Origin of the sequence: Nocardiopsis sp. N85 (assembly GCF_028882275.1) — a bacterium.
Classification (GTDB): Bacteria; Actinomycetota; Actinomycetes; order Streptosporangiales; family Streptosporangiaceae; genus Nocardiopsis; species Nocardiopsis lambiniae.
The window spans coordinates 20,233-46,211 of sequence record NZ_JARBUT010000026.1 but is presented as its reverse complement, the minus strand read 5'-3'; the positions used below and the strand labels follow the sequence as shown (position 1 = coordinate 46,211).

The window sequence follows — 25,979 nt, the reverse complement described above, 5'->3', positions numbered from 1 at the left end:
CGAGAACGGTGCGGACGCCCCGGCGGCGGGTCAGGCGTTGATGCCCCCGTCCACGCCGATCACCGTTCCGGTGATGAACCGGCCGCCCGGTCCCACCAGGTGGGCGACGGTTCCGGCGATCTCCTCGGGACGCGCGAACCGGCCCAGCGGCACCAGGGAACGGATGCCGTCGGCGTTCGGCCCGTCCGCCGGGTTGGCGTCGGTGTCGGTGGGGCCCGGGTCGACCTGGGCGACGGTGATCCCGCGCGGACCCAGGTCGCGGGCCAGTCCGCGGGTCATTCCGGCCAGCGCCGACTTGCTCAGGGTGTACAGGGTGAGCCCGCCGAAGGGCACCCGGACGGCCACGTTGCTGCCCACGGTGATGATCCGACCGTCCCCGTCCATGTGGCGGACCGCCGCCCGGGCGGCGAGGAAGGGGGCCCGCACGTTGATCGCCAGCACCCGGTCGATCTCCTCGACGGTGGGTTCGTCGAAGGGGCCGAAGGGGAAGAGCGCGGCATTGTTGACCAGGACGTCCAGCCGACCGAACTCGGCGGCGACCCGGTCGACGGCCCCGGTCACCGCGTCGGCGTCCGCGGCGTCGGCCCGCAGCGCGAGTCCGCGCCGTCCCCGCTCCTCGACCGCTTCCACCACCTTCGCGGCGGCTTCCTCGTCCCGCTCGTAGGTGAGGGCGACGTCGAGGCCCTCCTCGGCCAACCGGACGGCGATGGCCGCACCGATGCCCCGGCTGCCGCCGGTGATGAGCGCGGCCTCGTTCGTGTGACGCGTGTTCTCGTTCATGAGACCGATCCTGGCCGTCATCGGCCCGGAAGTCCGGCGGGAATCGGCCCCGTCGTTCCTGCGGATCAGGCCCCGGCGGCGAGTCGGGCGCGGGCCTCCATCAGGGCGAAGCCCAGGAGGTTGAGCCCGCGCCAACGCTCCGGTCGCCCCGCGTCGTCGTGCCCCGCCCCCAGCCCGATGCCCCACACCCGATCCCGGGGACTGGCCTCCACCAGCACCCGGTTCCCGGTGCCGAGCAGGAAGTACCGCAGGTCGGAGTGCTGCCCGAACTTGGCGACGTTGGCGGCCACGACGATGTCGAACCGGGACGCCTCCCACACCGCCTGGTCGAATCCGCGCACGCGTCGGCCGATCTCCTTGGCGTCGCGGGGATGCCCCGCCTCGATGATCTCCGCCAGCGCCTCGTCGTCCCCGAACAGCCGCGCCTTGCCCGCCATCATGTAGTGCTCGGCGGTGCGGTAGAGCGCGCCGTCCACGGTGAAGTCGGCGGGCCACCACTGGGACAGGCAGCTCGCCGACACCTTGCCGGAGGGGTGCGGCCGATGACCCCAGAAGTGCAGGTACTGCACCCGGCCGGTCGTCTTCGCCAGGTCGGCCGCGGAGCGCGCGTTCTCGGGGGAGAGGGTGTCCGTCATGGGGACGAGTCTCCCGAACGGCACCGGTGTTCCGCCAGGGGTTCTCGGCGCTCAGTCGAACTGGAAGGAGCGTTTGGCCAGGCCGTGCCAGAACCCGTCCACGGTCGAGGCCGACCGCCGGTGACCGTCCAGCCCGGCGCCCAGGGCGACGAACAACGGGGCGAAGTGGTCGCTGCGCGGGTGGGCGATCGCCGCGGCCGGGGCCTTGTGCTCGAAGTCGAGCAGCGCGTCGACGTCGTGGTCGGCCACGGCCCGTCGCGTCCAGTCGTCGAACTCCACGGACCACGCGGGGGCGGCGCCGTGGGCGCCGCGCGACATCTCGCGCAGGTTGTGGGTGGTGAACCCGCTGCCGACGATGAGCACGCCCTCGTCGCGCAGCGGTGCCAGTCGCCGGCCCAGGGCGAGCAGCTCGGCGGGGTCCAGGGACGGCATGGACACCTGGAGCACCGGGATGTCGGCGTCGGGGTACATCTCCTTGAGGGGCACGTAGGCGCCGTGGTCCAACCCCCGGCGCGGGTCCTGGTGGACCGGGCCGCCGACGAGCCCGCGCACCTGCTCGGCGAGTGCGGGCGCCCCCGGGGCGGAGTAGGTGACGTCGTAGTAGCGTTGCGGGAAGCCCCAGAAGTCGTACGTCAGAGGCACTCCGTCCGTTGTCGCGCCGAGGGTGAGCGGTGCGTCCTCCCAGTGCGCGGAGACCACCAGGATCGCGCTGGGACGGCTGATGCGACCGGACCAGTCGGCGAGTTGCCGGGTCCATTCGGTGTCGTCGGCGAGCGGCGGCGCACCATGGCTGAGGTAGAGGGCCGGCATGCGCGTGGTGGTCGGTTCCATGGCGTCCTCCGATGACGGTGGGATCGGATGACGACCAGAACAAAGTTGAACTTTCAAGTATTCCTGGGGTGGCGCATCGATGTCCGACGCCGTATGGCTCGACGAGGAACAGCAGCGGACCTGGCGGACCTTCCTGGCCGCCGTCCACCTCTTGGAGGCCTCACTCGACCGGCAGCTCCGGCGGGACTCCGGCCTGCCCCACACCTACTACCAGGCCCTGGTGATGCTGTCGGAATCCCCCGGCGGGGCGATGACCATGACCGAGCTCGCCCGTCTGCTCCGCTCGTCGCCCAGCCGCCTGTCGCACGCCGCCGCGCGACTGGAGGAGGACGACCTGATCCGCCGTTTCCGTCGGCCGGGCGACCGTCGCACCACGATCGTGGAGCTCACCGAACGAGGGGCCCGGACCTTGGAGGAGGCCGCGCCGGGGCACGTGGCGCAGGTGCGGCGGGTCCTGTTCGACGTGATCGACCCGGAGCAGGCCGAGTCCCTGCGGGCGATCGCCGAGGCGATGCTCGGGGCCCTGGATCCGGAGGGCGTCGAAACCCGGTACGCGCCCCCCGGGGGTACGGGGGGTCAGGACTGAGTCGCGTTCTGTTGTGCGCTCCGAGCGGGGAGTACGTCATGTGTGACGATATGTGAGGAGCGGCACTCTATGTGTTCGTTCGACTGCGGGATAGCATGTGCCTTCCCGGGAAAAGGTTGTGTTCTCAATCCATGAGGCGCGGCCGCTCCGGGAGACCCGCTCGCAGAACACAGGAGAACCCATGACCGAGAACCCGACGGAATCCGTACCGCGCCAGAGATCGATCGCCCCCCACGTCAGCGACCTCACCGCCCTCCTCGGGAGGATCGTCGTCGGTGTCGTCTTCATCGCCCACGGCCTGCCCAAGGCCATGAACCCGGAGGGCACCGCGCAGGGCTTCGCCGCCATGGGCATCCCCTTCCCGACGTTCTCCGCCCTCCTGGGGGCGGTCATCGAGGTGGGCGGCGGTCTGGCGCTCATCATCGGACTGGCCCTGCCGCTCGCCGGGCTGGCGCTGGCGTTCATGATGGCCAACGCCTACTACTTCGTCCACGTCGGCGACCCCCTGGTCGGCGGCTACGAACTCGTCCTGGTGCTGGGCGCCACGGCGCTCGCCCTGGGCTTCTCCGGAGGGCGCTACTCCCTCGACCGGCTCCTGCCCTGGGGGCGTCGGGGGAGGTCCCGGGCCGCCGAGGCGGTCTCCGCCTGACCGAGGGGTGACCGGGGCCGACCCCCGGTGAACGGGCCGTCCGTGGCCGGAGACGGACGGCCCGGGACCACGTTCCCCCACCGTGTCCCCCTGCGGGTCGGAGGGGCGCTCCTCGCGTTCGCCTGGCCGTGCGGGGCGACCGCTCCCACGCTTCCGCCACAGGGCGCGTCGAGGGCACGCCCCTCGCCCTACCATGCTGGACATGCGCATTCTCGTGGTGGAGGACGACGACCGGGTCGCCCGGGGACTGGTGACGGCCCTGCGATCGGCCTCCTTCGAGGTCCAGCGGGTCGCCACCGCCGAGCGGGCCCTGGCCGCGCCGCCCGCCGACGTGGTCCTGCTCGACCTCGGCCTCCCCGACGCCGACGGCATCGACCTGCTGCGTCGGCTGCGCGACCGTCCCCAGACCGCGATCATCGCCGTCACCGCCCGCGCCGAGGAACGCGACCGGGTGCGCGGGCTGCGCGCCGGCGCCGACGACTACGTCGTCAAACCCTTCGGCGTCGCCGAACTCCTCGCCCGCATCGACGCCGTGCTGCGGCGCACCCGCAGCGCCCGGGCCGAGGTCGTCGGGGAGGAGTCGCCGATCCGGGTCGGCCCGCTCACCGTCGACCCCTCCGCCCGGTCGGCCACCGTCGACGGCGCACCGGTCCGACTCACCCGCAAGGAGTTCGACCTGTTGTTCCTGCTGGCCTCCCGGTCGCCCACCGTGGTCGCCCGCGACCGGATCCTCGACCAGGTGTGGGGCGCCGCCTGGGAGACCTCCTCCCGCACCCTCGACACCCACGTCGGCTCCCTGCGCGCCAAGGTCGGAGGGGCCGTGCGGATACGCACGGTGCGCGGGGTCGGCTATGTCCTCGACGAGGGCTGAACCGTGCTCCGGCGCCTGTTGTCCATCCTGCTCCCGGCCACGTTCGTGCTGGTCGCCGCGATCGTCGTCCCCCTCGGGGCGGTGATCGCCGGTCAGCGGACCCAGGAGGTGTACGTGGACCGGCTCGGCGACGCGGGACGGTTCTCCGCCCTGGCCCGCACCGCGCTGGAGACCGAACGGCGCGACGCGCTCGAACAGGAGATGCGCCGCTACGAGCAGCTGTACGGGATCCCCGTCATCGTGGTGGCCCCGGACGGGGAGATCGTGGCCGGCTCGGCCGGGATCGTACGCCTGCGCGGAGAACTGGAACGGCTGGACGCCCCGGTGGCGATCACTTCGGCCCTGGCCGGGGAACGCCCCGAGCCGCCGTCGACGGTGTGGCCGTGGGACACCGACCCCCTGGTGATCGCCGAGCCGATCGGCCGCGACAGCGAGGTGGTCGGAGCGGTCGTCCTGGTGTCCCCCACCGAACGCCTGGGAGCGGGCACCCTCGGTGCCTGGGGGTGGCTGGCCCTGGCGAGCCTGCTGCCGCTGGCGCTGCTGGTCTGGGCGGTGATGCCCCTGTCCCGGTGGGTGCTGCGTCCCATCGGGCGACTGGACGCGGCCACCTCGGCGGTCACCGCGGGGGACCTGAACGTGCACGTGGACGCCGAACGCGGGCCACCGGAGCTGCGCCGGCTCACGGATTCCTTCAACACCATGGTCGAGGTGGTCCGCCGGGCCCTGGAGCGTCAGCGGTCCTTCGTGTCGGAGGCCTCCCACCAGTTGCGCAACCCGTTGGCCAGTCTCCGCCTGGCGGTGGAGAACCTGGCGCCGTACCTCCGTACCGATGAGGCGCGTGAGGCGCACGACATCGCCGTCGAGGAGACCAAGGCGATGAACCGCATGCTCAACTCCCTGTTGGCGGCCACCCGTCTGGAGAGCGTGACCGGCACCGAGGCGACCCTGATCACGGAGGTGCTGGACACCCGGGTCGAACGGTGGCGGGCCCTGGGGGGCGAACGCGGCCTCACCGTGGCCGTCGACGTTCCCCGGGACCTGTGGGTCCGGGCTCCGGCGGGCGGACTGGGCAGCATCCTCGACGAACTCGTCAGCAACGCGCTCCGCCTCTCGGAGGGGACCCGGGTGGAGATCCGGGCCCACGGCGGCGACCCCGTACGGATCGAGGTCCTCGACGACGGGGGCGGTCTGCCGGAGGAGGAGCGTGCCGCCGCCACCGGGCGCTTCTGGCGTTCCCCCCGGCACCAGAACATCGAGGGGACCGGCATGGGACTGGCCATCGTCGCGGGGCTGCTCGAAGAGGCCGGCGGGCGACTGCTGCTGACGGACGGACTCCGCCATGACGGCGGGGCCGGTTTCGGAGCCGTGCTCCTGCTGCCCGCGGTCGCGGATCCGCCGGGATCGGACTGACCCGGGCCCCGGTCACGCCGGCTTGTTCTCCCGGTACCACTGCTCCGCCCCGGGATGAAGGGGGACCACTCCGGTGGAGATCCCGGTGCGGACGTTGATCTGCGCGGCCTCGGGCCGGGTCCGGGCGATCCGGGCGGCCCCGGTGTAGACGGTGTCGGTGATCGTGCGGGCGAGATCGTCGGGCAGCGCGGACGGGCACAGCAGCAGGTTGGGCACCGACATCGTCGGACAGGCCGGGATCCCCCGGTAGGTCGTGGCCGGGATCGTGGCGGGGAAGTACGCCTCGGGATGGGCGTCCACCATGGTCACGGCGATCCCGGACAGGTCGATCAACCTGACCCCGTGACGATCGGCCAGGTCGGCGATCGCCGGGGTGGGCAGCCCGGTGAGGGAGAACATCGCCTCGATCTCACGGTTCCACAGGGCCTCGGCGGAGGCCGCCTGATCCAGGCGTACGAGCTCCGGTTCCACACCGGTCTCGGCGATGATCTGGAGGGCGGTGAACTCGGTACCGGAGTTGACGGCACCGACCGACACCCGTCGGCCCGCGAGATCGGCCGCACGACGTATGCCGGAACCGTCCAGGACGACGAGGTGGACGAAGCTGTCATAGAGGCGGCCGATGGCGCGCAGCGGCGAGGCGTCGGTGATCTCGCCGGCGAGCACGGAGTCGAGGCTGGACAGCCCCAGGTCGGCCGTGCCCCTCGCCAGCAGACGCAGGTTGTCGTGGGAGGCCCTGGTCTCCACGGTCCGTACCGAGGTGTCGGGCAGGCGGGCGTCCAGCAGTGTGGCGATCTCCGTGCCGATCTCCCGGTAGACGGCCCCCGGAGGACCGGTGGCGACGATCAGTTCCGCGGGCGCGGCCTCGGCGCCGAAACCGCAACCGCTCATGCCGGAGGCGACGAGGGCGCCGACGGCTCCGCGCAACACGGTGCGCCGATTCGGACCTTCTGATCGCATAACGGCAGCTTAAGCGGTGTGCCAAGGCGAGCGCCCACAACGCCTCCGAGATGACCATGTGCGTCAGGTCACTGACTCGGCGTTCTCGAATGTCAGAGGAACCTTAATTTTCGGTGAGGGGTTGGACACATGATCGGGAGGTGTTCACCATCACTGTGACGAATCGAGAAATCCCGGGGAAACCGGACCGTAACGGTCCGTGATCCCCGGTAGGTCCCGGTGGGCCCGCGCGGTCCCGCCCGCGGGACCCACGACAGGAGGGTTCACATGGCGTCCCCCAAGAGCGAGCAGATCCCCGACACCTCGTCGCCCTCACAAGACGGGAGACCCGCCGGAGGTTCCCGCCTCAAGGTGGTCGGACTCATCGCGGGCCCGGTCATCGGTCTGATCGTCTACCTCCTCATGCCCGACATGCCGCTGCCGCTCATCGAGGGCGAGGACGAGGCGGTCCTGTCCGCCAACGGTCGCACCGTCGCCGCGATCACCGCGTTCATCGCGACCTGGTGGGCCACCGAGGCGATCCCGATCCCGGTGACCTCCCTGCTGCCGCTGGTGCTCTTCCCCGTGATGTTGGAGGGCACCCCCATCGCGGGCGTCGCCTCCTCCTACGGATCCGACACCATCTTCCTGTTCATGGGCGGCTTCATGCTGGCCCTGGCCATGCAGAAGTGGAACCTCCACAAACGGATCGCGCTGACCATCGTCTCCAAGGTCGGCTCCAACACGGCCGGCCTGGTCGGCGGCTTCATGGTCGCCACCGGCTTCATCACCATGTGGGTGAGCAACACCGCCACCGCCGTGATGATGCTCCCCGTCGGCCTGTCCGTGATCACGGTGCTCACCCAGTTCCGCAACGGCCGCACCGACGCCAACTTCGCCACCGCGCTCATGCTCGGTATCGCCTACGCGTCCTCCATCGGCTCGGTCGCCACCATCATCGGCACCCCGCCCAACGTGCTGATGGTCGCCTACCTCTCCGAGACCCACGACATCACCATCGGTTTCGGCCAGTGGATGCTCGCCGGGGTCCCGCTGGCGGCGGTCTTCCTGCTCATCGCCTGGTTCGTCCTCGTCAAGGTCTTCCCGCCCCAGGTCAAGAGGGTCGAGGGCGCACAGGAGCTGATCCGCTCCGAACTCGCCGAGATGGGACGCATGTCCCGCGGTGAGAAGTCGGTCTCGCTGGTGTTCGCGCTGGCCGCCCTGTCCTGGATCTTCATCCCGATGCTGGCCAGGACCGAGACGGTCGGCGCCGCGCTGCCGTGGCTGTCCTCCATCACCGACGCGGGCATCGCCATGACCGTCGCCGTCGTCCTGTTCCTGGTCCCCGTCGACCGCAAGGGCGCCCGCCTGCTCGACTGGGACACGGCCGTCCAGCTCCCCTGGGGCGTGCTGCTGCTGTTCGGCGGCGGCCTGGCCATCTCCGCGCAGTTCACCGCCAGCGGCCTGAGCACCTGGATCGGCGGTCAGGTCTCCGTCCTCGCCGGCATCCCCGTGTGGGTGCTCATCCTGGCCGTCGCCGCCCTGGTCCTGTTCCTGACCGAGCTGACCAGCAACACCGCGACCGCCGCCACCTTCCTGCCGATCCTGGGCGGCGTGGCGATGGGCATGGACATGGACGTCCTCGCCCTGGTGGTCCCCGTGGCCCTGGCCGCGACCATGGCGTTCATGCTCCCGGTCGCCACCCCGCCCAACGCGATCGTCTTCGGTTCGGGGCACGTGCGGATCGGCCAGATGATGCGCGGCGGCCTGTGGCTCAACCTCATCGCCCTCGTCCTCATCCTCGGGGCGATGTACGCCCTGTTCGCCTGGGCCCTCGGCATCACCCTGTAGACCGGACCCCGCGATCCCGCCCCCACGGGCGTCGCGGCCCGGGTCGGCCGGTGGTGTCATGTCCTCCCGGACACCACCGCACTCCCACGACCCGGGCCGCGGCGCCCTTTCCCGTTCCCGGCCCCGCCCCGGCGGCCGGGTCGCGCCGGTCGGGCGCGCGCTCCGACCCCGGTACGGGGCCGGTCGCACGTCCGACCCGTGGGCGGCCGTCACCTCCGGCGGCGAAGCACGACGAAACACGGGGAAACGCAGGCTTCACCGAAGGACAGGGCCGCCGAAACACGGCCTTCCTACCGTCGGGGCCCATGGACACACCGCTGTATACACGCCCGGACGGACCCGCCGTCGACACGGCCGGCTCCCGCCGGGACCGGGTCTACGCCCTCCTGCGGGAGGAGGTCCTCAGCGGTCGCATCACCCCCCACACCCGACTCGGCGAGGTGCGCCTGGCCGAGCGCTTCGGCGTCTCCCGCACGCCCGTCCGAGAGGCCCTGGCCCGTCTGTACTCCGACGGCCTGGTCGAGCGGCGTGAGAACGGCTTCCACATCAGCGTTCCCAACCTCGCCGAACTGCGCGACCTCTACGAACTCAGGGTCACCCTGGAGCTGCGCGGCATCGCCCGCGCCCTGGAGGACCCCGACATCCGGCACGACCCCGAGATCCTCAAGGCCCAGCGCGAACGCTGGGAGGGCATCGCGGCCGACCCGCCCGCGCCCGACGCCTCGTTCGTGCTGCTCGACGAGGACTTCCACGCCGACCTCTCCCGCGCCTCCGGCAACCGGGCCCTCACCGACTCCCTCGTCTCGGTCAACCGGCGCATCCGCCGGGTCCGCATGTACGACTTCCTCACCGAGGACCGGATCGCCTCCACCATCACCGAGCACCTCGCCATCGTCGGACACCTGCTCGACGGCGAGATCGACGCCGCCCACCGCGCCATGCACGAACACGTCGGCGCCTCCATGGAGGTCGTCCTGGAACGCGCCCGGCGCGCCCTCACCCGTATGGCGTTGCACCCCGACGCATTCTGACCCGGCGCCCCCGACGCCCACCGACCCGCGCGCAGAACCTCGGACCAAGGAGAGCCACCGTGTTCGACTCCGTGCTCATCGCCAACCGCGGCGAGATCGCCTGCCGTATCATCCGCTCCGCCCGCGAACTGGGCCTGCGCACCGTCGCCGTGTACTCCGACGCGGACGCGGGCGCCCTCCACACCCGGATGGCCGACGAGGCGGTCCGACTGGGCCCCGCCCCGGCCGCCCGGAGCTACCTCGACGTCGAACGGGTCCTGGCGGCGGCCGCCGCCACCGGCGCCGGCGCGATCCACCCCGGCTACGGATTCCTGTCCGAGAGCGCCGACTTCGCCCGCGCCGTGGAGGAGGCCGGCCCCGTCTTCGTCGGCCCCGCGCCCCACCACCTGGAACAGTTCGGCGACAAGCACACCGCCCGCAAGGCCGCCGCCGCGGCCGGTCTGCCCATGGTCGCGGGCAGCGACACCCTGTCCGACGCCGACGCGGCGGTGATCGCCGCCGAGCGCGTCGGCTACCCGGTCATCCTCAAGGCCACCTCCGGCGGCGGCGGTATCGGCCTGCGCCCCTGCGCGGACGAGGCCGAGCTGCGCGCCGCGTTCGAGCAGGTGGGGCGGATGGCCCGGACCCACTTCGGTGGGGGAGGGGTGTTCCTGGAACGCTTCGTCTCCCGCGCCCGGCACATCGAGGTCCAGGTCTTCGGGGACGGGCACGGCCGCGTCGTCACCCTCGGGGACCGTGACTGCACCCTGCAACGCCGCAACCAGAAGGTCGTGGAGGAGGCGCCCGCCCCCGATCTGTCCGACCACGTCCGGGCCGAACTGCACCGCACCGCCCGCGAACTGTGCGCCGGCGTGTCCTACCGCAGCGCCGGAACGGTGGAGTTCGTCTACGACGTCGACCGGGACGAGGCGTCCTTCCTGGAGGTCAACACCCGACTCCAGGTCGAGCACCCCATCACCGAGGAGATCACCGGCGTCGACCTGGTGGCGTGGATGCTGCGCCAGGCCCGGGGCGAGGACGTGCTCGTCGACGTCCCGCCGGAGGGGCCGGTCCGCACCGGCCACGCCGTCGAGGCGCGCGTGTACGCCGAGGACCCCGCCCACGACTTCCGCCCCAGCTCCGGCCTGCTCACCCGGGTCGAAACGCCCGAGGGCGTCCGCGTGGACGGATGGGCGGCCACCGGGCGCCGGGTGACCAGCGACTACGACCCGCTGCTCGCCAAGGTCATCGTCCACGGGACCGACCGCGACGACGCGTGGAACCGCCTCGCCGACGCCCTGGCCGACACCCGGGTGGACGGCCTCCAGACCAACCTGGGGCTGCTGCGCGCCCTGGCCGCCCACCCCGGGGTGCGCGCCGTCGACCACACCACCGCCACCTGCGCCGGAGTGGGCGATCCCGAACCCCGCATCGAGGTCGAACGCGCCGGCACCCTCACCACCGTCCAGGACTTCCCCGGCCGCACCGGGTACTGGCAGGTGGGCGTGCCCCCCTCGGGCGCCATGGACGACCTGTCACTGCGCCTGGGCAACCGCGCCCTGGGCAACCCGGAGGGCGCCCCCGGCCTGGAGTGCACCATCGAGGGACCGGCCCTGCGCTTCTCGCACGCCACGACGGTGTGCGTCACCGGCGCCCCCGCCGAGGTCACCCTGGACGGGGTCCCGGTCGCCCGATGGGAGCCCCTGGAGGTCCCGGCGGGCGGCCTGCTCGACGTCGGTCCCGCCCGAGGCCCGGGTATGCGGACCTACGTGCTGGTGCGCGGCGGCCTGGACGTCCCCGAGTACCTGGGCAGCACCTCCACGTTCACCACCGGCGGCTACGGCGGCCACAGCGGCCGCGCGCTGCGGCTCGGCGACGTGCTGCGCCCCGCGCCGATCGCCGCCGACGCCCCCGATCCCGCTCCGGTCCCCGACGCAGACCGCCCCGACCTACCGGTCCTCGCCGACGGCGACGCCCATTGGGACATCGAGGTGTCCGAGGGGCCGCACGCCGCCCCCGACTTCCTCACCCGGGAGGGCATGGCCGCGTTCTACGCCACCGCCTGGAAGGTCCACCCCCAATCGGCGCGCAACGGCGTCCGCCTGTCCGGCCCCAAACAGGGGTGGGCGCGCCTGGACGGCGGCGAGGCCGGACTGCACCCCTCCAACGTGCACGACACCGCCTACTCCATCGGCGCCGTCAACCTCTCCGGCGACACCCCGGTGCTGCTCGGCCCGGACGGGCCCAGCCTCGGCGGGTTCGTCTGCCCCGTCACCGTGGTCTCCGGCTCCCGCTGGAAGATCGGCCAGCTCCGGCCCGGCGACACCGTCCGGTTCCACCCGGTCACCGAGGCCGCCGCCGAGCGCCTGCACGGCGAGCCCACCGCGGCCGCCCTGCTGCGCGACGGCTCCGACGGCGACGACGGTGTCCTGGCCCGCGTCCCCGCGGGGGAGGGCACCCCGGAGGTCGTCTACCGGCGCGGCGGACACGACAACATCCTCGTCGAGTACGGACCCATGGCCCTCGACCTCGGGCTGCGCATGCGCGTCCACGCCCTCATGACCGCCGTGGAGGACGCCCACCCCGAAGGGATCGTCGACGTCACCCCCGGTGTGCGCTCCCTGCACCTGCACACCGACCCCGAACGCCTGCCGCTGCGCACGCTCCTCGGGCTGCTCCGCGAGGTGGAGGCCGACCTGCCGGCCACCTCCCGGATGCGGGTGCCCAGCCGCACCCTGCACCTGCCGCTGTCCTTCGACGACCCCTCCATCCACGAGGCCATCGCCCGCTACGGCACCGCCGTCCGCGACGACGCCCCCTGGAACCCCGACAACATCGAGTTCATCCGCCGTATCAACGGCCTGGACACGGTCGACCAGGTCCGCGACATCGTCTTCGACGCCTCCTACCTGGTCCTGGGCCTGGGCGACGTCTACCTCGGCGCGCCCGCCGCCACCCCGCTGGACCCCCGGCACCGGCTGGTCACCACCAAGTACAACCCCGCCCGCACCTGGACGCCCGAGGCCGGGGTCGGCATCGGCGGCGCCTACCTGTGCGTCTACGGCATGGAGAGTCCCGGCGGCTACCAGCTCATCGGCCGCACCGTCCCCATCTGGTCGGGGCTGGGCCAGTACGGGCCGTTCGAACCGGGGGTGCCGTGGCTGTTGCGGTTCTTCGACCGCGTCAGCTGGTACCCGGTCGGCCACGAGGAACTCCTGGACCTGCGCGCCGACCTGCTCGCCGGCAGCCACGAGCTGAGGATCGAGGACGGGGAGTTCGCCCTCGCGGAACACGAGCGCTTCCTGGCCGACAACGCCGACTCCATCGCCGCGTTCCGCGCCCGCCAGGCCGCCGCGTTCGAGACCGAGCGCCGAGCCTGGGAGGCCGCCGGCGAGTTCGCCGACCGCCCCGAACCCGAACCGGTGGCCACCCGGGCCCCGGACCTGCCGCCGGGCGCGGCCCTGGTGGAGGCGCCCCTGGCCGCCTCCGTGTGGAAGGTCGACGTCCGTCCCGGCGACACCGTCGAGGAGGGGCAGCCCGTGGTCCGTCTGGAGGCGATGAAGCTGGAGGTCGTGGTGCGGGCCCCGAAGGCGGGAACGATCTCCGACATCCTCGTCAGCCCGGGGCAGCACCTCGACCCGGGGAGCGCCCTGGCCGTCATCACGCAAGGAGAACCCGCCTGATGCACAACCCCACCGACCGCGTCCGCGCCGCCTACCGGCGGATCGCCGAGGCCGACCGCCCCGAGGTCTGGATCACCCTCCGCCCCGAGCACGACGTGGAGACGGAGGCCAAGGCCCTGGAGGAACGGCTCGCGACCGGCGAGGCCCTCCCGCTCGCGGGGCTGCTCGTCGCCGTCAAGGACAACATCGACGTGGCGGGACTGCCCACCACCGCCGCCCACCCGGCGTTCGCGCGCACACCGGTCGAGAGCGCGCCCGCCGTGCGGCGCCTCGTGGCGGCGGGCGCCCTGGTCCTGGGCAAGACCAACCTGGACCAGTTCGCCACCGGCCTGGTGGGGACCCGCAGCCCCTACGGGGCGGTGCGGGGCGCCGCCCACCCGGAACGGATCTCGGGCGGCTCCAGTGCCGGTTCGGCGGTGGCGGTCGCCCTGGGCGTCGCCGACTTCTCCCTGGGCACGGACACCGCCGGGTCCGGCCGGGTGCCCGCCGCCCTCAACGGCATCGTCGGCCTCAAACCCACCCTGGGCCTGGTCCCGGCGTCGGGGGTCGTCCCCGCCGCCCGCCCCTACGACTGCGTCACCGTCTTCGCCCGCGACCTCGCCACGGCCCGGGAGGCGTTGACGGTGATGTCCGGGCCGGCCGACGACGACCCCTACTCCCGCCCGGTGCCCGCCGACGTGCGCCTGGCCCCGCGCGGCGCGGGCCGGGTGGCGGTGCCGACCCCGGCGGGTCTGGAACCGCTGTCGGAGGCCGAACGGGCCGCCTTCGCCACCGTCGTCACCGATCTGGCGGCGGCCGGCGCTGAGGTGGCCGAGGTGGACGTCGCCCCGCTGCTGGAGGCGGCCCGGCTGCTCTACGACGGCGCGCTCGTCGCCGAACGGTACGCGGCCGTCGGGGACTTCCTCAAGGGGCACCCGGAGGGGGCCGACCCCACCGTGTCGGGGATCGTCCTGGCCGCCGAGACCGTCCCGGCGCACCGGCTGGCCGCCGATCAACAGCGTCTGGCCGCCTACCGGACCACGGCGGCCGGCATCCTCGACGGCTTCGACGCCCTGCTGCTGCCCACCACCGTCGGGCACCCCACCCTGGCGGAGGTCGCCGCCGACCCGGTCGCGGTGAACTCCCGGCTGGGCACCTACACCAACTTCGTCAACCTCCTCGACCTGGCGGCGGTCGCCGTCCCGGCCGGAGAGGTCGAGGGGCGCCCGTTCGGGGTCAGTCTCATCTCCCGGGCCTTCGAGGACCAGGTCGCCCTGGACCTGGCGGGCGCCCTCGTCGGGCGGGACCCGGGGGAGCTGCACCCGGGGGCGGGCGTGGAACTGGCGGTGTTCGGCGCCCACCTGCGCGGCCAGCCGCTGCACCACCAGCTCACCGGACCCGGGGCCCGGTTCGTGGAGGCCACCGCCACCGCCCCCGAGTACCGGATGGTCGCCCTGCCCACCACACCGCCCAAACCCGGACTGTTCCGCGTGGAGTCCGACGGCACCGCCCTGGCCTGCGAGGTGTGGCGGCTCTCCCCGGCGGCCCTGGGCGCCTTCCTGGCCGCCCTGCCCGCCCCGATGTCCCTGGGCGCGGTGACCCTCGCCGACGGGCGCACGGTGGTCGGTTTCGGTTGTGAGGCGGTCGCCGCCGAGGGGGCCGAGGACATCAGCGCCCACGGGGGCTGGCTCGCCTACCGGGCCGCCACCGGCTCCTAAGGCGTGTTCTTTCGAACCCGCGCTCCGCTTCGGTCCGTGCCCGGAACGCCCGGAGAACGGGGACCTTCTGCCCCGCGCCCACGTCCTCGCTCCACGGACGTTCGCTCCGGGCCTCCGGAACCCCGCGGACACCCTCGCGACCCCCCGAGGGCACGGAAGAGCACGCGAAGAACAGACCCTGGAAGCACCGGCCACGGCGGTCGGTGACACTCCGCCCGGTCGACGCACCGCGGCACCCACGGAACACGTCCTGAACGTCCCGGGAACGCGAACGGGCCCCGCGACCGATTGGTCACGGGGCCCGTCGTGGTTCGGGTCAGCGGCGCGGGCGGCGGCGGCCACGCGGGGCCGGGTCGCGTCGTCGCTCACGGGAAGCCGAAGCGGCGACGGAGACCGGCACGCCGGAGGGCTCGCGCGCCCCGGTCACCTCGTCCAGTCCCGTGTCCCCGGCTTCCACACGCAGGGTGGTCGGCTCGATCCGCGCCCGGCTCATCAGCCGGGTCATGTCGCGCCGCTGGCTCGGCAGCACGAGCGTGACCACGCTGCCGGACTCCCCGGCCCGGGCGGTGCGCCCGCCCCGGTGCAGGTAGTCCTTGTGGTCGGTGGGCGGGTCGATGTTGACCACCAGGTCCAGACCGTCCACGTGGATGCCGCGCGCCGCCACGTTGGTGGCGATCAGGGCGGTCACGTGGCCCTTCTTGAACTGGTCGAGCGTCCGGGTCCGCTGCGGCTGGCTGCGGCCGCCGTGCAGGGGCGCGGCGAGGACGCCGTTGGCCAACAGGTGGTCGGCCATCCGGTCCACGGCGCGCTTGGTGTCGAGGAACATGATGACCCGACCGTCGCGGGCGGCGATCCGGGTCGCGACGTCCTGCTTCTCCATGTGCGACACGTGCATGACGTGGTGATCCATGGTGGAGACGGCGCCTTCGGACAGGTCGACCGAGTGGACCACCGGGTCGTTCAGGAAGCGGCGGACCAGCGTGTCGACGTTGCGGTCCAGCGTCGCCGAGAACAGCATGCGCCGACCGCCGGCCGGAACCTCTTGGAGGATCGCGGTGACCTGCGGCATGAAGCCCATGTCGGTCATCTGGTCGGCCTCGTCGAGGACCGCGGACTCCACCCGGTCCAGGACGCAGTCGCCGCGCTCCATCAGGTCGCGCAGGCGTCCCGGGGTGGCCACCACGAGGTGGACGCCCTGGCGCAGGGAACGGGCCTGACGGTGGATGGGCATGCCGCCGACCACGGTCGTCGTGCGCACCCCCACCGAGCGGGCGTAGGGCGCCAACGCGTCGGCGACCTGCTGGGCCAGTTCACGGGTGGGTGCGAGCACCACGGCGAGGGGACGCCGGGGCTCGGGCTCGCGGCCGTCGAGTCCGGCGAGCAGGGCCAGCCCGAAGGCCAGGGTCTTGCCCGAACCGGTGCGGCTGCGACCCAGCACGTCGCGTCCGGCGAGGGAGTTCGGCAGGGTCGCCGCCTGGATCTCGGACGGGACGGTCAGGCCTTCGCGGGCCAGAGTCCGCTTCAACGGCTCGGGCATGTCCAGCGCGTCGAAGGACTCGACCGGAGGAAGCGCCGGGGTGACGGTGACGGGGAGGGCGAACTCCCCGGAGGGGCCGCCGCTGCGGGGGCGACCGCCGGTGTGGGGGCGACGGTCGTTGTAGGGGCGCTGCCGACCGAAAGCGGGGCGGCTGCGGCTGGAACCGGTGGTGCGGTACGGATGACTCATATGAGGCCTTTCGCCGACGGCGTTCGCCGGGCGGGAGGCCTGGATACGGCCTCGCAGGGGGAAACCGGGTACGCCGGAGGAAATAACGCGGATGACCGCGACCGATCGGAGAATTCCGAGGAGCGGTGGGCGCCGGTGCCGGTCGGAGAGCGACGGCGGAGAATCCGGCGGACAAAAAAGAAAAGCGGTGGGGCCCGGCGCCCGAAGGGCGGGCCCCTACCGCTGGAGGAGCGCTGGCTCCCCTAGATCAGGGTGATGTTCTCAGCCTGGGGGCCCTTGGCGCCCTGGACCGCATCGAACTGCACAGCCTGGCCTTCGGCAAGCTCACGGTAGCCCGAGGCCTGGATGTTCGAGTAGTGGGCGAAGACGTCGGGGCCGCCGCCGTCCTGCTCGATGAAGCCGAAGCCCTTGTCACCGTTGAACCACTTAACCGTACCGGTCGCCATATGGATACCTCTCGTTCGTAACATGAAGAAAACCGCAGATGACGATTTTCCCGTCACCGCGGTGATCTCCCGACGAGATGAAAATCCATCGGAGCTCACGACTGCAACTTCTTAGAACCTAGCACACGAAAATCAGTCTGTCCCGATCATTCGGTGTGTCGAAGCACACCAACGCGCGTGGTATCGAAGCGAAGACCGAATGTGTCGGGGGCCGGGAGGATCCCCCCCCGGCCCCCGAGGGCCGTCAGGCCCGGCCGCCGGCCTCCTTCTCCTTCTCGGCCATCGCCTGCATCAGGCCCCTGTAGTGCCGCGAACGCGCCCCGAGGACGACCGCCGCCAGCAGGGTCGCGATGAGCGAGGCCGCCAGCACACCGGTCTTGGCGTGCGCCAGATGCTCGGCCGAATCCACGAAGGAGAGCTCGCTGATCAAGAGGGACACGGTGAAGCCGATCCCCGCCAGTTGCGACATGCCGATGATGTCGATCCACTTCAGGCTCGGGTTGAGCTCGGCCCGCGTCACCTTGGTGGTCACCCACGCGCCGCCCGCGATACCGATCGCCTTGCCGACGACCAGGCCCATGATGATGCCGAGCGAGGCCGGGTCGCTGACGACCGAGCCGAACCCGTCGATGACCACGCCGGCGGAGAAGAAGGCGAAGATCGGCAGGGCCAGACCGGCCGACCAGGGCCGCAGGAGATGCTCCACACGGTGGCTCGGGTCGTGCGTCTCGCCGGGCATGGTCTTGGTCCGCATCAGCAGACCCATGGCCACACCGGCGATGGTGGCGTGCACACCGCTCTCGTGCATCAGCACCCAGATCAGCACGGCCAGCGGCACGTACACGATCCAGTTGGGCACCCGGGAGGCGTTGAGCCGTGCGGCCAGGCCCTTGCCGCGCTGGAGGTAGCCGAAGACGGCCAGACCCGCGAAGGCGGCGATCAGCATGAGCAGGTCGATGCCGGAGGTGTAGAACACCGCGATGACGATGATCGCGCCGAGGTCGTCGACGATCGCCAGGGTCAGGAGGAAGGTGCGAAGGGACGGCGGCAGGTGCCGACCGACCACCGCGAGGATGGCCACCGCGAAGGCGATGTCGGTCGCCATCGGGATGCCCCAGCCCTGGATCGTGTCCGGGGAGGAGAAGTTGATCGCCACGTAGATCGCGGCGGGAACGACCATGCCGCAGATCGCGGCGACGATCGGCAGCATCGCCCGGCGCGGGTTGCGCAGCTCTCCGTTGACGAACTCCTGTTTGAGCTCGTTGCCGACGACGAAGAAGAAGACCGCCAAGAGGGCGTCGGCCGCCCACGTCTCCAGGGACAGGTTCAGGTGCAGGGACTCGGGACCCAGGGTGACCGAGCGCAGATGCTCGTAGGCCTCACCGAAGGGCGTGTTGATCCAGATGATCGCGACCAGTGCCGCGGTGATCAGAAGAAAGCCCCCGACGGTGTCGCTGCGCAGGGCCTCGGCCAGTCGGGAGAGTGGATTCTGGGAAGCGGAATGTGCCAGTGGGTCGATGCTCATGGACGGCTTTCTGGAGACGACGAACGGGCCGCCGACCAGTCTTCCCGGCACACCTAGGACATTCGAGCCCGCCCCGTGCTCTCCGGTGATGGCACGAATGTCCAGACCAGAGCTTATCCGTCCGCTCCGAACGCACCGGTTCCGGGGAGTCGTGTACGCTTGCTCGCCGGTGTGCCGGGAAGACTGGTCGGCGGTGACCTTCCACTCATCCGGAAACGAACAGGTGCCCGATGCCCGACGCCCACCCCCACGGTACGCACATCTATCGTTCCGAAACCGGGGCCCGTGAGATCCGGGACCGGTGCGAGGAACGGATCGCCGCATGGCCGGCGCTCACCCCGCTCCCCGAGATCCACACCGCGCTCGGCACCACCCGGGCCTTCGGCGCCCCCGGCGGCGACGCCGCACCGGTCATCGTCCTCAGCGGGACCAACTTCAACTCCGCCACTTCGGTGGACCTCGCCCGGGTCCTCCAACGCGATCGCCCGGTCGTCCTGGTCGACCTGCCCGGACAGCCCGGACTCAGCGAGGCGATCCGCCCCCGGTCCGGCCGGGCGGCCCTGTACGGTGCCTGGTTCGACGAGATCCTGCCCCTGCTCACCGACCGTCCCGCGACCGTCCTCGCGCACTCCCTGGGCGCGGCCGTGCTGCTGGCCGCCAAGCCCTCCGGGCTGGTCCGCTCCGTGGTGATGGTCGGACCGGCCGGACTCACCGCCGCGGCGGTGAACTCCGATCTGATGCGGGTCGCCCTGCCGTGGATGATCGGGCCGCGCGACGACAAGAGCACCCGCCTGCTCGACCACATGAGCGGCCCCGCGTACACCTCCGCCTCCCACGGCGGAGTGCACCCGTTCGCCTCGTGGATGACCCTGGTGGGTCGGCACTGCCGGACCAGCCTGGCCCCGGGCCCGCTGCCGTTGGAGTGCCTGCGTCCCTGGGGGGACACGCCGGTGATCCTGGCGACCGGTTCCGACGACGTCTTCTACTCGCCCGCCCGCCTGCACGGACCGGCTCGCCGTCTGCTCGACGCCGACGTCACCGTCCTGGAGGGGGCCGGGCACCTGGCCATGTACGAACAGCCCGAGCGGGTAGCCGAGCTGGTGCGCTCCCTGGACTGAGGGATCCGTCCCGCGGAACGCCGGACACGCGCGTGCCGCTCTTCGCCGAACGCGGCACGCATGACGACCTTCGTCGGCCGCGCTTCGTGTTCGATGGTCGGGCGTGGGACACGGGTCGTTCGGCACCGGGGCGCTCCCGCCCACGAAGAACGGTCAGGAGCGTCCTGGCCGTGTCGCCGACGATCCCGCTCCCGGCGCCCCGCACCGCCCCGGGTCCGTCCGGCCCGGGGCGGCGGCACGCGGATCAGCCCTCGACCGGGGCGGCCTCGTGCTCCTCCGCGCGGGAGGCGCCGCGGGCCAGGGACACCGCGACGATCGACACCAGAGCGGTGAACACCAGGTAGCCGGCGATCGGCGCCCACGCGTTGTCGAACCGCGACAGCAGCCAGGTGGCGATCAGCGGCGCGGTGCCACCGGCCAGGGCGGCACCGATCTGGTAGCCCAGGGTCACGCCGGTGTAACGGACTCGGGTGGAGAAGATCTCCGAGCACAGGGTGCCGATGGTGGCGGTCACCGGCGGCCAGAACACACCCAGGCCGAGCACGGTCGCCAGGACGAGCAGCGCCGTGCTGCCGGTGCCCAGCATCAGGAAGTACGGCGCGGCGAACAGGGCCAGCAGGATCGCGCCGGTCAGGTACACGCGCTGTCGGCCCCACCGGTCGGACAGGGCGCCGTAGACCGGGATGAGCACGCTGGCGACGACGGCGGCGAGGGTGACGGCGTTGAGGGCCTCGGTGTTCTCGAAGGACAGGGTGCCCGTCGCGTAGCTCACCACGAACGTGCCGAAGATGTAGAAGGGGGCGGTCTCCACGACCTTGGCGCCGACCGCCACCAGGACCGCGCGCCAGTGGAACCGGAAGGTCTCCACGACCGGCAGCCTCGCGACCGAGCCCTCCTCCTTGGCCTTCTGGAACGAGGGGGTCTCGTCGATGCCGGAACGGATCCACAGTCCCAGGAGCACCAGCAGAACGCTCGCGACGAACGGCACCCGCCAGCCCCACGCCTCGAACTGCGCGTCGGGCAACAGGGACATCAGGGTCAGGGCCAGGCTCGCCAGCAGCATGCCCAGGGTGATGCCCATCTGCGGAACACTGCCGAAGAGGCCGCGCTTCTTCTCCGGGGCGTACTCGTAGGCCAACAGGAGCGCACCGCCCCACTCGCCGCCGATGCCCAGACCCTGCACGATCCGCAGGAGGACGAGGAGGATCGGGGCCAGGATCCCGATGCTGTCGTAGGTCGGCAGCAGGCCGATGAGCATGGTGGCCCCGCCCATCAGCGACAGGGTGATGACCAGGGTCTTCTTCCGGCCGATCCGGTCGCCGATGTGAGAGAAGAACACGCCGCCCAGCGGACGGACGAAGAACGTCAGCGAGAACGTCAGGTAGGACAGCATCAGCGAGACGAGCGGGTCGTCCGACGGGAAGAACAGCTTGTTGAAGACGAGGGCGGCGGCGGTCCCGTAGAGGAAGAAGTCGAACCACTCGATGGTGCTGCCGGTCAGGCTCGCGATGAGGACCTTCGACGTGGGCGGCCCGGGCCGCACGGTGTCCGTGCTCATGTCCAGAACTCCTGGTGGGGTGGGGTGCCGCGGGCCGAGGGGCGCCGCGAGTACGCCGGAGCCTAGAACGCGGTGGCACGGATCACCGTTGTACGAACGGACGATATGGCGACCCCGTCGGTGTCGGCGTCGACAATCCGGCCCCGCCCGGCGGCCCCACCGTCGTCACCCGTGACCGGGCGGAGATCCCGCGGAGTCCGGATCTCCACCTCGACTCCGGGCGCGCAGGGTCAGCGACGCCAACAGCCGCTGGTCGGGGTCGTCCAGATCCAGGCCGGTCAGGGTACGGATCCGGCGGACGCGGTGACGCAATGTGTTGGGGTGGACGTGCAGCAGCTCCGCCGCCCGGGTGACGTCGCCGAAGGTGGCCAGGTACACCGCCAACGAGCGGTACTGCTCCTCGTCGAGGTCGTCGAGCCGGACATCCCGTAGGTGCGGGCGCTCGGCGAGGTCGTCGATGAGTTCGCGTAGCACGACGGAGGAGCGGACGTCCTCGAAGGCGGTGACGGTGAGTTCGGGGCGGTCCCGGACCACGTCCAGCGTGCGGCTGGCGACCTTCTTCAGGGCGGGTACGCCGCTCATGCGCGGAGCGACCCCCGCCAGGGCGGCCTGTACCGGGGTGCCCAGGTTGTGCCGCAGGGTCGTGACCAGGTCCCGGACCCACGAGCCGGGCGCCGCGTTCCCCGACGGCGCCGGCATGAGCAGGTACAGCAGCCCGCAGGCGGGGATGACCAGCGCGTCGCTGCGGTAGGAGGCCGCGTACACCGACGCCGTCTCCGCCGCCCGCTCCAGGAGCCAGGGGCGTCCGTCGGCGTCCCCGCCCAGGGCCAGGGCGATGACGGAGACCGGGGTCGCCGGATCGGCTCCCAGATGGCGGGCGAGGGCGTCGGTGTCGAACGCGCCGGTGAGCAGGCCGACGGCCAGTTCGGCGGGGTCGCCGCCGACGGATCTGGCGCCGCCGTGGGCGCGCATCAGGTGCGCCGCCGCCAACCGGGCGGCGCCGAGCAGGACCCGGGCGGCCGTGGCGGGCCGCTGGGCGCCGCCGATCTGCACCCAGATGCCGCCCAGCATCCGGTCCCCGGCCAGGATGCCCACCACCAGGCGGCGTTCGGCGCCCAGGTCGGGGCGTTCGGCCACTTCGACGACCTCGCCGGCGGCCAGGCGTTCGTTGACCCCCCACGCACGCAGGTGCGCCAGGAAGGACTCCGGACAGCCGCGCCCCAGGATGGTCCTGCGCCGGAGCTCGTCGGCGCCCTCGCCGGCGGCGGAGTAGGCCAGGACGGCGCCGGCGGAGTCCTCGATGCTCACCAGACCGCCGGTGAGCGTCGCCACCGTCTCCGCGAGGGAGAACAGGTCCCGGTGGCGGGGTTCGTCACCGGGGGTCTCCAGGACGGCCCGCACCAGGTCGGCGAACTCCTTCTCGGTCAGCCGGGGGTCGACGGACAGCACGGGCAGCCCGAGGGCGCGCAGGCGTTCCGCGCCCTCGCCCGGGTCGCCGGTGACGGCCACGGCCGCGACGGTGTCGGAGATCCGGTCGGCGAGCGCGGACGCCTCCTCACCCGGAACGACCGCCAGCGTGCCGACCGGCAGGGGTTCGCCGTCGTGGGCGATGGTGACCGAGCGCACCACCGCGCCCAGCCCGCGCGGTGCCGCCATGAGCCCGTGCACGGATTCGTCCAGGGCGTCCAGGAGGCTCTTGAGGGTCCGTCCGGGTTCAGTCACGGTCGATCTCCGCGGGGTTCGGGTCGAGGCCGACCTGTTCGAGGGTGTGTGCGCCGATCGCGGCGAGCAGGGGCGCGTCGTCGGAGCAGTCGGCGAGCAGGACACCGAGGAGCAGGGCCCAGGCCCGGGCCCTGCTCCACACGTGGGGGTCGACGACCCCGGCCGCGTCCACCCGGGTGCGGAAGGCGGACCGGTCGGCCGGGCCGAAGAGCAGCCAGGCCACGGCCAGGTCCGAGGCGGGATCACCGGAGGTCAGGTCGCCGAAGTCGATCACCGCGGCCAGATCCCGGCCGTCGTCGGTGACCAGGACGTTGGCGGGATGCAGGTCGCCGTGCAGCCACAGGGGAGGTCCGGGCCAGACCGGCGCGGTGGAGAGACCGTCCCACAGGGCGGTGAGCCGCGCGCGCCGGTGGGGCGGCCCGTCGGCCAGGCGCCGGCGCAGCCCGGCGTCGCGGTCGGCGAGGGGGACGCCTCGGAAGGGGTTCACGGGGGCGTCCGCGGGCGCGGGGACGTGCAGGCGGACGACGAAGTCCGCCAGCGGGGCGACGAGCCCGCCCCGATCGGCGACGGGAACGGTGGCCGCGGGCCGCCCCTCGAACCAGGGGACGACCGACCAGTGCCAGGGGTAACCGCGGCTGGGGCCGCCGACGCGCACGGGCGTGGGCACCGGGGTGTCCAGGCGCGCGGCGATCTCCCCGAGCCGCCGCTGCTCGTTGCGCGCGAGCCCGGCGGCCCGCTCCCGGCGCGGCATGCGCACGGCCAAGGCGTCGCCCAGCCGCAGGATCACGTTGTCCCAGCCGTGGGCGACGAGGCTGAGGGGTGGGTCGGCCAGATCGGGGTGTTGATCGGCCAGCAGGGATCGGACCAGAGCGACGGTGACGTCCACCTCGGCCTCGGGGATGTCCATCCCTTCATTTTGCGGCACGGGGAGGTGTGCCGGCCTCCGCCCCGAGCCCCGGCGTCCCCGAGACGCACATGGTCGATCCGGCACCCGGTGTCCGGGGGAGCGGGTCACGGCCGAGGTCCTGGAAGGGCCGGAACGGCCCCTCGGACGATCCTCCGTCCCGAGGTCGGAGCCGGACCGCGCGAGACGCGCGAGCCGCCCCGCGACGCGGCCGTGAAGGTGTTCCGCGAACCGCCCGAACCGGAGGTCGAGGGGTCAGGGCCCGGTCGGCCAGTGCGCCGTGATGTCGTCGACCGTGGTCACCACGGCCGCGTGCATGGACAGTGCCCGCATCGCCGCCCGCTGCCTGTCCTCCTCGTAGGAGGCGGTCGCGTCGGCCGTCACCACCACGCGGAACCCGTGCTGGAAGGCGTCCCGTGAGGTGGCGTCCACGCAGCAGTCCGCCGTCAGTCCGCACACCACCACCCACGACGTGCCCCCGGAGTACAGCCCGCGGGCGAGGTCGGTGCCGTGGAAGGCCGAGTAGCGGCGCTTGACCACCACCTCCTCGTCCTCGCGCGGCGCCAGGGCGAACCACTCCGCGCCCGCCGTGCCCGCCACGCACGGTTCCCGTTCCACGAGCCGTTCGCGCGGGATGTCCACCAGCCCCCGGTGCCACCGCGAGGCGTCCCACGGTTCGTCCAGGTCCTGTTCCAGGCGCACCCACACCACGCGCACCCCCGCGGCGCGGGCCCGCTCCACCAACCGTCGGGTCCCCGCCACGGCCGCGGCCACCCGTTCGCGGCCCGCGGCGTCGATCCAGGAGAGGCGGTCCGGATCGGCGAAGTCCCGTTGCAGGTCCACGACGAGCACGGCCGCCTCCCCCGGTGCACCCGGCACCGGGCGGAGGCGGCCTGTGACGTCGGTGACGGATCCCGTCACCCGGCGCCCTCACCGGCCGGGCCGGGGCGCAGCAGCGGCATGACCCGCTCCCCGAACTCCGTCAGATCGGAGTGGTAGTCCGGGAAGATCAACATCAGCCCGTCCAGTTCGGCGAACTCGACGGTCTCCCGGATCCGCGCCGCCACCGTCTCCGGGGACCCGGTGACGAACGGCGTCTGGAACGCCTCGTCCTCGGGCCGTTCGGCGGTGGACGACATCGCCCGCTCCAGGGGCAGCCCCCAGGACACCTTCATGTTGACCAGCGCGTCCACGTCGGCGCCGCGCCCGTACTCCAGCCGCCGGGCCTCGGCGGCCTCATCGGTGTCGGCCATGATGACGGTGAGCATCGAGTAGGTGCGGATGCTCCGCCCCTGCTTCTCCGCCCGTGTCTTGACGTCGAGGCTGGCCTCGCGCAGTCCCGGAAGGTCCTGCGAGGTGAGGAACGAGCCGTCGCAGTGCCGGGCCTGGAACTCCAGGCCCGTCTCCGAACGGCCCGCCGCGATCAGCGTCGGACGTCGCTCGGGGTGCGGCAGCGACCGGCAGTCGTCCAGCTGGAAGAACTCGCCGTCGTGGCTCACCGACGGTTCCGTCCACAGGCGTTCGAGCACCGAGGTCCACTCCTCGGTGTACCGGTAGCGGTCCGCGTGCGACAGGGTCTCGTTCCACAGACCCATCTGCTCGAACTCCTTGGCGTAGGCGCCGACCACGATGTTCATCCCGGCCCGCCCGCCACTGATCTCCTGGAGGGTGGTGTACATCTTCGCGGCGATCGCCGGGTGGAACAGGTTGGTGTGGATCGTCGCCCACACCTTGACCCGTTCGGTGGCCTCGGCCAGCCCGGCCATCATCGTCATGGACTCCAGGGTCCGGCCCCAGTGGTCGGTGGCGCCGTCGTAACCGCGCCACTTGCCCATGGACATGATGAAGTCCAGGCCGTACTCCTCCGCCAGGACCGCCGCACGGCGGTTGTAGGCGTAGGTCGCCTCCGGGTGCGGTGCCGTCTCGGAGACGATCCACCCGCCGCTGCCGATCGGCAGGAAGATCCCGTACTCGGTGTCGGCGGCCCGTGTCCCGCCCGTTTCGGACAACTCAGATCCCTCGCTCGTGCTGTTCCATG

At 72.2% G+C, this 25,979-nt stretch carries 21 protein-coding genes; 9 read left to right on the top strand and 12 right to left on the bottom strand.

What is annotated here, in order from left to right:
* Positions 1-30: 30 nt before the first annotated feature.
* The 3 genes from PWG71_RS26140 to PWG71_RS26130 all read right to left on the bottom strand — a co-directional run bounded on the left by PWG71_RS26140 (position 31) and on the right by PWG71_RS26130 (position 2,246).
* A complete protein-coding gene (locus PWG71_RS26140; RefSeq protein ID WP_274812681.1) occupies positions 31-780 on the bottom strand; it encodes an SDR family NAD(P)-dependent oxidoreductase in 750 nt (249 codons plus the stop codon).
* Positions 781-845: 65 nt separating this feature from the next.
* Positions 846-1,415 carry an NADAR family protein gene (locus PWG71_RS26135; RefSeq protein ID WP_274812680.1) on the bottom strand — a complete coding sequence of 190 codons (570 nt, stop codon included), beginning with the start codon at positions 1,413-1,415 and terminating at the stop codon, positions 846-848.
* A 51-nt stretch (positions 1,416-1,466) separates the two neighbouring features.
* On the bottom strand, positions 1,467-2,246 hold the full coding sequence (locus PWG71_RS26130) for a dioxygenase family protein (protein ID WP_274812679.1): 780 nt from the start codon (positions 2,244-2,246) through the stop codon (positions 1,467-1,469).
* Between the two features lie 79 nt (positions 2,247-2,325).
* Here PWG71_RS26130 and PWG71_RS26125 point away from each other — a divergent pair, with 79 nt between their 5' ends.
* The 4 genes from PWG71_RS26125 (at position 2,326) to PWG71_RS26110 (ending at position 5,762) form a co-directional block, all read left to right on the top strand.
* Positions 2,326-2,832 (top strand): MarR family winged helix-turn-helix transcriptional regulator, encoded by a 507-nt coding sequence (locus PWG71_RS26125; RefSeq protein WP_274812678.1) that lies wholly within the window; start codon positions 2,326-2,328, stop codon positions 2,830-2,832.
* 181 nt (positions 2,833-3,013) lie between these two features.
* Positions 3,014-3,481 carry a DoxX family protein gene (locus tag PWG71_RS26120; protein ID WP_274812677.1) on the top strand — a complete coding sequence of 156 codons (468 nt, stop codon included), beginning with the start codon at positions 3,014-3,016 and terminating at the stop codon, positions 3,479-3,481.
* A gap of 193 nt (positions 3,482-3,674) precedes the next feature.
* Entirely contained in the window at positions 3,675-4,352 is a 678-nt protein-coding gene (locus PWG71_RS26115; protein WP_274812676.1) for a response regulator transcription factor, read from the top strand.
* A 3-nt stretch (positions 4,353-4,355) separates the two neighbouring features.
* On the top strand, positions 4,356-5,762 hold the full coding sequence (locus tag PWG71_RS26110) for a sensor histidine kinase (protein ID WP_274812675.1): 1,407 nt from the start codon (positions 4,356-4,358) through the stop codon (positions 5,760-5,762).
* A gap of 12 nt (positions 5,763-5,774) precedes the next feature.
* Here PWG71_RS26110 and PWG71_RS26105 read toward each other — a convergent pair whose 3' ends face one another.
* Positions 5,775-6,722, bottom strand: coding sequence for a TAXI family TRAP transporter solute-binding subunit (locus tag PWG71_RS26105; RefSeq protein WP_274812674.1), 948 nt, complete (start codon positions 6,720-6,722; stop codon positions 5,775-5,777).
* A 267-nt stretch (positions 6,723-6,989) separates the two neighbouring features.
* Here PWG71_RS26105 and PWG71_RS26100 point away from each other — a divergent pair, with 267 nt between their 5' ends.
* The 4 genes from PWG71_RS26100 to atzF all read left to right on the top strand — a co-directional run bounded on the left by PWG71_RS26100 (position 6,990) and on the right by atzF (position 14,942).
* A complete protein-coding gene (locus PWG71_RS26100) occupies positions 6,990-8,552 on the top strand; it encodes an SLC13 family permease (protein WP_274812673.1) in 1,563 nt (520 codons plus the stop codon).
* A 305-nt stretch (positions 8,553-8,857) separates the two neighbouring features.
* Positions 8,858-9,583 carry a GntR family transcriptional regulator gene (locus PWG71_RS26095; protein WP_274812672.1) on the top strand — a complete coding sequence of 242 codons (726 nt, stop codon included), beginning with the start codon at positions 8,858-8,860 and terminating at the stop codon, positions 9,581-9,583.
* Positions 9,584-9,642: 59 nt separating this feature from the next.
* Entirely contained in the window at positions 9,643-13,245 is a 3,603-nt protein-coding gene (uca, locus tag PWG71_RS26090; protein WP_274812671.1) for an urea carboxylase, read from the top strand.
* Entirely contained in the window at positions 13,245-14,942 is a 1,698-nt protein-coding gene (gene atzF, locus PWG71_RS26085; RefSeq protein ID WP_274812670.1) for an allophanate hydrolase, read from the top strand. Before uca ends, atzF begins: the two co-directional genes overlap by 1 nt.
* Before the next feature lie 316 nt (positions 14,943-15,258).
* Here atzF and PWG71_RS26080 read toward each other — a convergent pair whose 3' ends face one another.
* The 3 genes from PWG71_RS26080 to nhaA all read right to left on the bottom strand — a co-directional run bounded on the left by PWG71_RS26080 (position 15,259) and on the right by nhaA (position 18,639).
* Entirely contained in the window at positions 15,259-16,668 is a 1,410-nt protein-coding gene (locus PWG71_RS26080; RefSeq protein ID WP_274812669.1) for a DEAD/DEAH box helicase, read from the bottom strand.
* A gap of 242 nt (positions 16,669-16,910) precedes the next feature.
* Positions 16,911-17,114 (bottom strand): cold-shock protein, encoded by a 204-nt coding sequence (locus PWG71_RS26075; protein WP_274812708.1) that lies wholly within the window; start codon positions 17,112-17,114, stop codon positions 16,911-16,913.
* Between the two features lie 244 nt (positions 17,115-17,358).
* Positions 17,359-18,639 (bottom strand): Na+/H+ antiporter NhaA, encoded by a 1,281-nt coding sequence (gene nhaA / locus PWG71_RS26070; RefSeq protein WP_274812668.1) that lies wholly within the window; start codon positions 18,637-18,639, stop codon positions 17,359-17,361.
* 230 nt (positions 18,640-18,869) lie between these two features.
* Here nhaA and PWG71_RS26065 point away from each other — a divergent pair, with 230 nt between their 5' ends.
* A complete protein-coding gene (locus PWG71_RS26065; protein WP_274812667.1) occupies positions 18,870-19,757 on the top strand; it encodes an alpha/beta fold hydrolase in 888 nt (295 codons plus the stop codon).
* 244 nt (positions 19,758-20,001) lie between these two features.
* Here PWG71_RS26065 and PWG71_RS26060 read toward each other — a convergent pair whose 3' ends face one another.
* From PWG71_RS26060 to PWG71_RS26040, 5 genes are all read right to left on the bottom strand, one after another.
* The gene (locus PWG71_RS26060; protein WP_274812666.1) at positions 20,002-21,315 is read right to left on the bottom strand and encodes an MFS transporter; all 1,314 of its coding nucleotides are present in this window, start codon (positions 21,313-21,315) and stop codon (positions 20,002-20,004) included.
* A 165-nt stretch (positions 21,316-21,480) separates the two neighbouring features.
* Positions 21,481-23,037 (bottom strand): PucR family transcriptional regulator, encoded by a 1,557-nt coding sequence (locus tag PWG71_RS26055; protein ID WP_274812665.1) that lies wholly within the window; start codon positions 23,035-23,037, stop codon positions 21,481-21,483.
* Positions 23,030-23,944, bottom strand: coding sequence for an aminoglycoside phosphotransferase family protein (locus PWG71_RS26050; protein WP_274812664.1), 915 nt, complete (start codon positions 23,942-23,944; stop codon positions 23,030-23,032). Before PWG71_RS26050 ends, PWG71_RS26055 begins: the two co-directional genes overlap by 8 nt.
* 252 nt (positions 23,945-24,196) lie before the next feature.
* Positions 24,197-24,793 (bottom strand): cysteine hydrolase family protein, encoded by a 597-nt coding sequence (locus PWG71_RS26045; RefSeq protein ID WP_274812663.1) that lies wholly within the window; start codon positions 24,791-24,793, stop codon positions 24,197-24,199.
* A 65-nt stretch (positions 24,794-24,858) separates the two neighbouring features.
* Positions 24,859-25,950 (bottom strand): LLM class flavin-dependent oxidoreductase, encoded by a 1,092-nt coding sequence (locus tag PWG71_RS26040; RefSeq protein WP_274812662.1) that lies wholly within the window; start codon positions 25,948-25,950, stop codon positions 24,859-24,861.
* Positions 25,951-25,979 lie beyond the last annotated feature (29 nt).